Origin of the sequence: Micromonospora sp. LOL_021 (genome assembly GCF_048060215.1) — a bacterium.
Lineage (GTDB): Bacteria > Actinomycetota > Actinomycetes > Mycobacteriales > Micromonosporaceae > Micromonospora_E.
On sequence record NZ_JBHMIN010000061.1, the window covers coordinates 24,606 to 32,185 of the forward strand.

The 7,580-nt window shown below is 68.8% G+C and carries 5 protein-coding genes; 2 read left to right on the forward strand and 3 right to left on the reverse strand.

Translation table 11 applies throughout. The features are described 5' to 3' along the window. Positions 1-2: 2 nt before the first annotated feature. From ACFHWT_RS27565 to ACFHWT_RS27575, 3 genes are all read right to left on the reverse strand, one after another. The gene (locus tag ACFHWT_RS27565; protein WP_416597595.1) at positions 3-1,946 is read right to left on the reverse strand and encodes a galactose oxidase-like domain-containing protein; all 1,944 of its coding nucleotides are present in this window, start codon (positions 1,944-1,946) and stop codon (positions 3-5) included. Positions 1,947-2,077: 131 nt separating this feature from the next. Then, positions 2,078-2,929: a hypothetical protein gene (locus ACFHWT_RS27570; RefSeq protein ID WP_416597597.1), complete on the reverse strand. Its 852-nt coding sequence runs from the start codon at positions 2,927-2,929 to the stop codon at positions 2,078-2,080. A gap of 11 nt (positions 2,930-2,940) precedes the next feature. Continuing rightward, positions 2,941-3,387: a hypothetical protein gene (locus ACFHWT_RS27575; RefSeq protein ID WP_416597598.1), complete on the reverse strand. Its 447-nt coding sequence runs from the start codon at positions 3,385-3,387 to the stop codon at positions 2,941-2,943. 121 nt (positions 3,388-3,508) lie between these two features. Between ACFHWT_RS27575 and ACFHWT_RS27580 the strand changes: the two genes are divergently transcribed. Further along, a complete protein-coding gene (locus ACFHWT_RS27580; RefSeq protein ID WP_416597599.1) occupies positions 3,509-3,856 on the forward strand; it encodes a hypothetical protein in 348 nt (115 codons plus the stop codon). 221 nt (positions 3,857-4,077) lie between these two features. Then, positions 4,078-7,512 (forward strand): type I restriction-modification enzyme R subunit C-terminal domain-containing protein, encoded by a 3,435-nt coding sequence (locus ACFHWT_RS27585; RefSeq protein WP_416597600.1) that lies wholly within the window; start codon positions 4,078-4,080, stop codon positions 7,510-7,512. Positions 7,513-7,580: the final 68 nt, after the last annotated feature.

Sequence of the window (7,580 nt, forward strand, 5' to 3'; positions counted from 1 at the left end):
GCTCAGCGCACCATCACCGGTACGCCGACCGACGGTACCCCGTCGGTGTCGATGGCGAACAGCAGGTACGGCCCGGACGGCAGGATCGTCGCCTCCTCCGGCAGGCTCAGCTCCAGTCGTCCCGTGCTGGCAGGAGTGAAGTCGACCGCCACCGACCGCTGCTCGTTGTTGAGCATGTGGGTGGCGGCACCCGGCCGGATCAGCCGCACCCGGTCGATCCGGTCGGCGTGCGGGCTGATCACGGTGACGCTGCCGCCACGTTCGATCCGCTCCGGCACGCTGCCGAGGACCGGACGCACACCGCCGAACAGGTACGGCGGGGAGTACAGCTCCAGCCGCTGCTCGAACTCACCGCTGATGCTGTTCTTGGCGTCGCGGAACAGCGGATCGGATCCGACGGTGAGCACCCGGCCGTCGGGCAGCAGCAACGCCGCCGAGTGGTAGTTACGACCGACATGGGGGTCGGCGGCAACCGTCAGGGTGTTGTCGTCCGGGTGGAAGATCCGGGCGGTGTGGTTGTCGCTGAGGCCGCGACCCCGGTAGTCGCTGGCACCGTTGGTGATCAGCACGGTGTCGTCGGGCAGCTGCACCAGGTTGGGGTAGCGGGTCCCGTCCGGCAGGTCCGGGCCGGGGGTGAACCGGGGGTTGTCCGCGGCCAGGTCGATGAGGTCGATCCGGTCGCTGGACAGGGCCGACTCGCCGACCCCGCCGCCGCCGACGACCATGATCCGCTGCTCCTGCACCGGGCCGGCCCAGGCGCTCATGCTGGTTTCCAGTTGGTCGGTGTCGCGTAGCCCGTCGACCTCGGTGAACGTGTTGTCGCTCAGGTCCCACAGGCCGGGTTCGCGGCCCTGGTCGTCGGGTCCGTAGCCGGCGTTCGATCCGGTGTAGAACAGCAGGTCGGGCGTTGCGGTCTGGAACAGACTGGGGTACGTCGGGAAGTACCGTTCCAGGTCGGGACGCAGGGTCCAGCTCCTGGTCTGCGGGTCGTAGATCTCGTGCTGCGTGCCGTCGAGGACCTGGCCGCTGCCGTCGAGCCCGGCCACGGTGAGCACCTGCCCGTCGGGCAGCGTGGTCAGCGTCGGGTACCAGCGTTTGACGTGCATGTCGTCGACCCGCTCGTACCGTTCGGTCCACGGGTTGAACTCGAACGCGGCGTCGAGTCCCTGGTAGTCCTGCTTGTCCATGGTGATCGCGTCGGCCAGGCCGTAGATGTCCTGCACCTCGTCGCCGACCAGGCCGTTGACCCGGTACTGAATCTGCCGTTCGACGACGTACCCGTCGCCGAACCCGGCAGCATCGACCCACACCTCCGTCTCGCTTGCGGTGACGACGACCCGGCCCGCCGGTCCGTCGGTCTTGGTGGCCGGCGGTACGACGAAGTCGTGCCCGGCGGAGTAGCGCCGCCCGTCCGGGGCGACGAACTCGGTGCCCTTGACGAAACTGCGCGGACCGCCGTCCGGGGACTCGTTCTTGACCAGCATGGTGCCGCCGGCCCGGTCGATGTCGGGTTCGAGGACCTCGTACCGCTGGGTGCCGCCGGCGACGAGCAGGTTGCCGTCGGCCAGGAACGAGTGCCCGGAGCAGAACAGGTCCTCCGGGGTCGGCACGAGTTCGGTCCGCTCGGTCGCCGGGTCGAACAGCAGGGTCTTGAACGTGCCGGCGTCGAACTGCTCCCGGTCGTTGCCTGAGCCGGCGATCAGCAGCACCTTGCCGGTGGGCAGCAGCGCGGCGTGGATCGCGTTGACCCGCTGGTCCTCGGGAAGTTCGAGGACCTGCCAGTAGCCGTGCTCCCGCTGGTACTCGACGCTGTTGAGCTTGCGCTCGTGCAGCCAGTCACTGGTAAAACCGTAGAGTGGTGGCACGTTTGCGCTGAGTAGTATCGCTACGCCGAGTACGGGTAGCAGGACGCGGTGGCGCAGGGTTGCGGGGGTAGGCCACTTCACCCGCTGCACGCTAGCTGCCCCAATCGCCACTGTGGAGCGGCCGACCGGGCCGGCGAGCCCGACCGCCCGCCGCAGCGGCGGTGGGTCATCGGCCCAGTCGTGGTCGGCCGTTGGGACTACACCCGGTCGAACTACTCGCTCTGCTCCCGGATCGTCTCCGCCACGTCGAGCAGCTCGCCGATGGTGCGCGGTTTGCTGCCGGCAGGGTCTGCCGCCGCCGTACCGGTGTCGGCCCGGAACCGCTGCCGAAGCTCGGCGGTGACGGCCAGCCCGTCGCCCTGCAGCAGGCCGAGCAGCGCGGTGTCCTTGTCGGCGGCGGGCAGCTGAGCGATCCAGTCGGCCAGCCGGGCCGGGTCAGCGGCGGCGCCCGCGGCCTCCGGTGCACTGCCCTGCGCCGCGGCGGCGATCAGGGCGGGGTCGATCAGCAGGAACTCGGCGAACTCGCACAGCGCGCCGGTCAGGTCACCGAGCCCGGCCGGCACCGGCGGCTCGGTCGCCTCGTCGCCGAACTCCCCGTCCTGGATGAGGAACAGCCAGGCCAGGTAGAGGGCACGGTGGTCACCGGCGGCGAGCTGGTCGCGGACGCCGACGATGCTGGCGAGCCAGCCGTCGCCGTCGCGATCGAAGTCCTCGACACCGTCGGGGTCCTCGCGGAAGAAGTTCAGGATGAGGTTGTCACCCGACTGGTACGCCTCGGCCGGCTCGGCCCAGCAGTACTGCTGCGCGGTCTCCAGGTTGAGTAGCCGCAGCGGCAGCCGCAGCACCAGTTGCCGGGTGCCCCAGTTGGTGATGTAGAGGTGTGCGTCGAAGTACTCCTCGACCATGGCGAGCGGATCGCCTTTGAAGCTGCCGAAGTGGTAGACGTTGGTGAAGCTGGTACGGGTGATCTCCGCCCGGGTGGACAGCGTACGGAGCTCAGCCATCTGCTGCTCGTCGAGTGGCCGGTCGATGGCACGGAAGTCGTAGTACTGGTACTCGCTCACCCGGCCATCATTCACCGGGTCGCTGCCGGCTTCTGCCCGGGGTCAGTTCGCATCCAGGACGCTGTGTCATCGCTCAACACCGGTCCGTCAGCTAGGTGTGTAGCACCTGCCAGGCTGGTCGACAGGAGAGCGAACAGATGCCGATGCAACAGTGCCCCGTCACCGACGTCACCCAGATCGCAGGGTTCTACGCGCAGATGACCGGCGTACTGGCTGGATTCGCGTTCACCGCCATGGTGGTTCTCCTCAGTCCCGTCCAGGTGGACGAACGAGCCGAGATGGGAAGGAAGGACGAACCGGTCCTGGCGGCGCTCTTCGCCGCCTTCATTGCCCTTGTCGTGGCGACCCTGAACTACTCGCTGCTGGCAGGTGAGCCTGCGGACGCGTCGCAGCGGGCCCACAGCATGCGACTGATCGACGGAGTGCCGTTCGGCATGGCAGCGGTGATGCTCTTCCAAGGCATCACGCTGTTGCTGATCGCAGGTCGGATGGGGCGACTGCTGGTGCGGATCGGACGGGTCAGGTGTCTGCGAGCCCCAGGCCGCAGCCCTGCTGGGTCAGATTCTCAACGCCGTTCTGATGGCCGTCCTCGCCGCCTCCACGGTTCGGAGGCTGCAACCGCCCCGGGGGCGCGACCTCGCACGACGACTGTCCGACATGCCCGCAGTGGTGGTGCTGGCCACGACGGTCATCGCGGCTGTGGCCAGCGGGTACGTAGGCTCTCGGCCGCCGGAGTTTCTGCTGCCGACGGCAATGGTCAATCTCTACCTGATCGCGGTCTTCGCCGTGTTGCTCTTTGTCGGATTGACGATCGCACTGAGCGAACGCGATCAGCCGGCCGACAGCCCAATCATCGTCGCTGCCGCTCCCGGGCGGACCGCACGGTGGCGGCGACACGCGCAGCGGTGGCCCCTGCCCCGGCGATGAGCGTGACCAGGCATACATCCGCGACCACCTCGACGGACCGGCAGAGCCTACCCGATCGGTATCGAACAGATACTTTCCGGCCGATGCCGTGTCGGCCCGAGCATGGATAGGCTCTGGCGTTCTACATCGGTCACGTACCCCTGTGGAGAGTTGTGGATCATCAACGGATTCGGCGTCTCGCCAACCAGTCCGCCAACTTCGGGTTCCTTGTGGATCATGGTTTGCTGGTCTGGTACGGCGTCGGCGCCGAGTCGTTGATCTACGTGGACGCCCAGTCGTCGATGTTCAAGGCGCGGGCGTTCGGCGACACCCTCGCCCGTGAGCTGGTGCACCTGACCGGCACCAGGACGAACGACAGCAACTTCTTCCACCAGGTGCAGGCGCTCAACGCCAACGGTGTCCTCACGCCGAAGATCAACGAGGCGTTCCACCGGCTGCGCAAGGTCGGCAACCAGGCCGTCCACGACCACCTCGACCAGGTACGCACCGCGCTGGAGCTGCTACGCGACTGCTTCGAGCTGGGGGTGTGGTTCCACCGGGCGTTGACCGACGACCGCCGCCCGATCGGATTCGTCCCGCCCAGCCCGCCACCGCAGCAGGTGCCGCAGCACATCGTCGACGGCCTGCGGGCCGAGCTGGACCGCTACCGCCAGGAGCTGGCCGAGGCAAAACTGCTCCTCGACGGGCAGCCGTCGGTGGCGGCGGCGCAGGCCGCCGCCGAAGCCGCCGCCGACCGGGCGGTCACCGAGTCGGCGGCCCGCCGGGCGGTCGCCGCCGAACTGGTCGCCGACCTGGAACCGCAGATGACGGCGGCCAGCGAGGAGTTCGCGGCCCGCAAGCCGGCGAAGGTGTCGGCGGCCAGGCGCGAGGACTTCATCAGCCGCGCCCGGCGTGCCTCGGCCGAGCCACTCAACGAGGTGCAGACCCGGGTCGAGATCGACCGGCAGCTCGCCGCTGCCGGCTGGCAGATCCAGGACGAGGCGCAGATCAATCTGTACGCGGGGACCGGTGTCGCCGGGGTCGCCGTACGGGAGGTCACCCTGGCCACCGGCCGGGCCGACTACCTGCTGTACGTGCAGCAGAGGTTGGTCGGGGTGGTCGAAGCCAAGCGGGAAGGGACCGCGCCGCGTGGGGTGGAGGCGCAGCTGGGCCGCTACCTGCGCGGGTTGACCGCCGCGCAGCGGATCTCGGCGTGGCGGCGGGACGCGCCGCTGCCGTTCGGCTACGTCGCCACCGGCACCGAGACAGCCTTCGTCAACCTGCTCGACCCGCAGCCGCGTACCCGGGAGGTTTTCGCTTTTCACCGGCCGGAGACCCTGGCCCGCTGGACGCGCGAGGCCGACGACGACCCGGCGGCCCCGACACTGCGCGCCCGGCTGCGGCAACTGCCGCCGCTCGCGGAGGAGGGGCTGCGGCGGGCGCAGATCGACGCGGTACGCGGACTCGAAGGAGCGTTAGCCGCCGACCGCCCCCGGTCACTGATCCAGATGGCCACCGGCGCCGGGAAGACGTTCATGGCGGTGACCAGCAGCTACCGGCTGCTGCACCACGCCAAGGCGACCCGGGTGCTGTTCCTGGTCGACCGCAACAACCTGGGCCGGCAGACGCTGCGCGAGTACGCTGGCTACGCCACGCCGGGCGACGGGCGCAAGTTTACCGAGCTGTTCAACGTGGACCGGCTGGCCGGGGCGGGCATGCTCGACTCGTCGGCGGTGGTGATCTCCACGATCCAGCGGCTGTACGGCGCGTTGTGCGGCCGGGAGCTGCCGGATGTTGACGTCGACGACCAGGCGTACGACAGCTATGAGCTGGACGAGCCGGCGCAGGTCGCCTACAACCCGGCCATCCCGCCGGAAGCTTTTGATCTGATCATCGTGGACGAATGCCACCGGTCGATCTACGGCAAGTGGCGGGCGGTGCTGGAGTACTTCGACGCCTTCATGGTCGGGCTGACCGCCACGCCGGTGAAGCAGACCCTCGGCTTCTTCCAGCAGAACCTGGTGTCGGAGTACACGTACGAGCAGGCCGTCGCCGACGGGGTCAATGTCGACTTCGACGTCTACCGGATCCGCACCGAGATCACCGACGCCGGGTCGACCATCGAGGCGAAGACGGTGGTGCCGCTGCGCGACCGGCGGACCCGCGCCGAGCGCTACCAGGAGCTGGAGGAGGACTTCAGCTACGCCGGTAAGGATGTCGGCCGGTCGGTGATCTCCAAGGGGCAGCTGAAACTGGTGCTGGAGACCTTCCGGGACCGGCTGTTCACCGAGATCTTCCCCGGCCGCACGACCGTACCCAAGACGTTGATCTTCGCCCGGGACGACAACCACGCCGAAGAGATCGTCACCATGGTCCGCGACGTGTTCGGCCGCGGCAACGACTTCGCCACCAAGATCACGTACGCGTCGAAGCGCACCGGCGACAACCCCGACGAGCTGATCCAGGCGCTGCGCAACAGCCCCGAGCTGCGGATTGCCGTCACCGTCGACATGATCGCCACCGGCACCGACGTCCGGCCGCTGGAATGCCTGCTGTTCCTGCGCAAGGTGCGCACCGCGACCTACTTCGAGCAGATGAAAGGCCGGGGTGCCCGCACCATCGACCCCGCCGACTTCCAGTCCGTCACCCCGGACGCTCAGGTCAAGGACCGGTTCGTCATCGTCGACGCGGTCGGCGTCACGGAGCAGGAGTTGGACGAGGCGGTGCCGCTGCACCGGCGCACCGAAGCACAGATCTCGCTGAAGGAACTGCTTGGCAAGGCCGGCACCCTCACCGCCGACCAGGATGAGGTGGCGACCCTGGCCGCCCGACTGGCCCGGCTCGACCGCCAACTCACCGACGACGAACGCGCCGAGCTGACCGACCTCGCCGACGGCCAGCCCCTGGCCGCGATCGCCCGCCGGCTCACCGACGCCGTCGCCCCCGAATCGCTCATCCCCGCCCACGCCGCCGGCCCCGACGCGGTACGGGACCTGCTCGCCGACGCCCTCCGGCCGCTGGCCGCCGCACCGCAGCTGCGGCAGCGCATCCTGGAGATCCGCCGCGCCCACGACATCACCATCGACGAGGTCAACCGGGACACGCTGATCTCGGCCGCCGGGGTGCCGGCCGCCGAACGCGCCCAGAAGGTCGTCCGCAGCTGGCACGCCTACCTGGAGGAACACCGCGACGAGATCACCGCGTTGCAGGTCTTCTTCGACGGCAAAGGCCGGGTCGACTTCGACCAGCTCAAAGAGCTGGCCGCGCGGATCTCCCGACCCCCGCAGGCGTGGACCCCGGACCGGCTGTGGGAGGCGTACGTGCTGCTCGGCCGCACCGCCGAAGCACCCGGCGACCGGGGCGTCACCGATCTGATCACCCTGGTCCGTTACGAGCTGGGCCTCGATCAGGAGCTGCGCCCGTACCGGTCGGTCGTCGAAGAACGCTTTCAAGGTTGGCTGCTGCGCCAGGAGCAGGCCGGCACCGCCTTCACCCCCGAGCAAGTCTGGTGGCTGGAAAGGATCAAGAACGTGATAGCGGCAAGCGTTGCCGTCACCCCCGACGACCTGGACGGCGCCCCGTTCACCGAACGCGGCGGCATCGACGGCTACCTCCGAGCCTTCGGCGCCCAGGCCGAACCCCTCATCACCGAACTCAACCAGGAACTGACCGCATGAGCGACCTCCCCTCAGCCTCGATCCACCGACGCGGTTCGTCTTGAGCTCGGTTGAGTAGTTTCGGTATT

Bases quoted from the DNA above. Each gene is read 5' to 3' on its own strand.
- ACFHWT_RS27580 (WP_416597599.1), top strand. From the start codon at position 3,509: ATGGCCGTCCTCGCCGCCTCCACGGTTCGGAGGCTGCAACCGCCCCGG.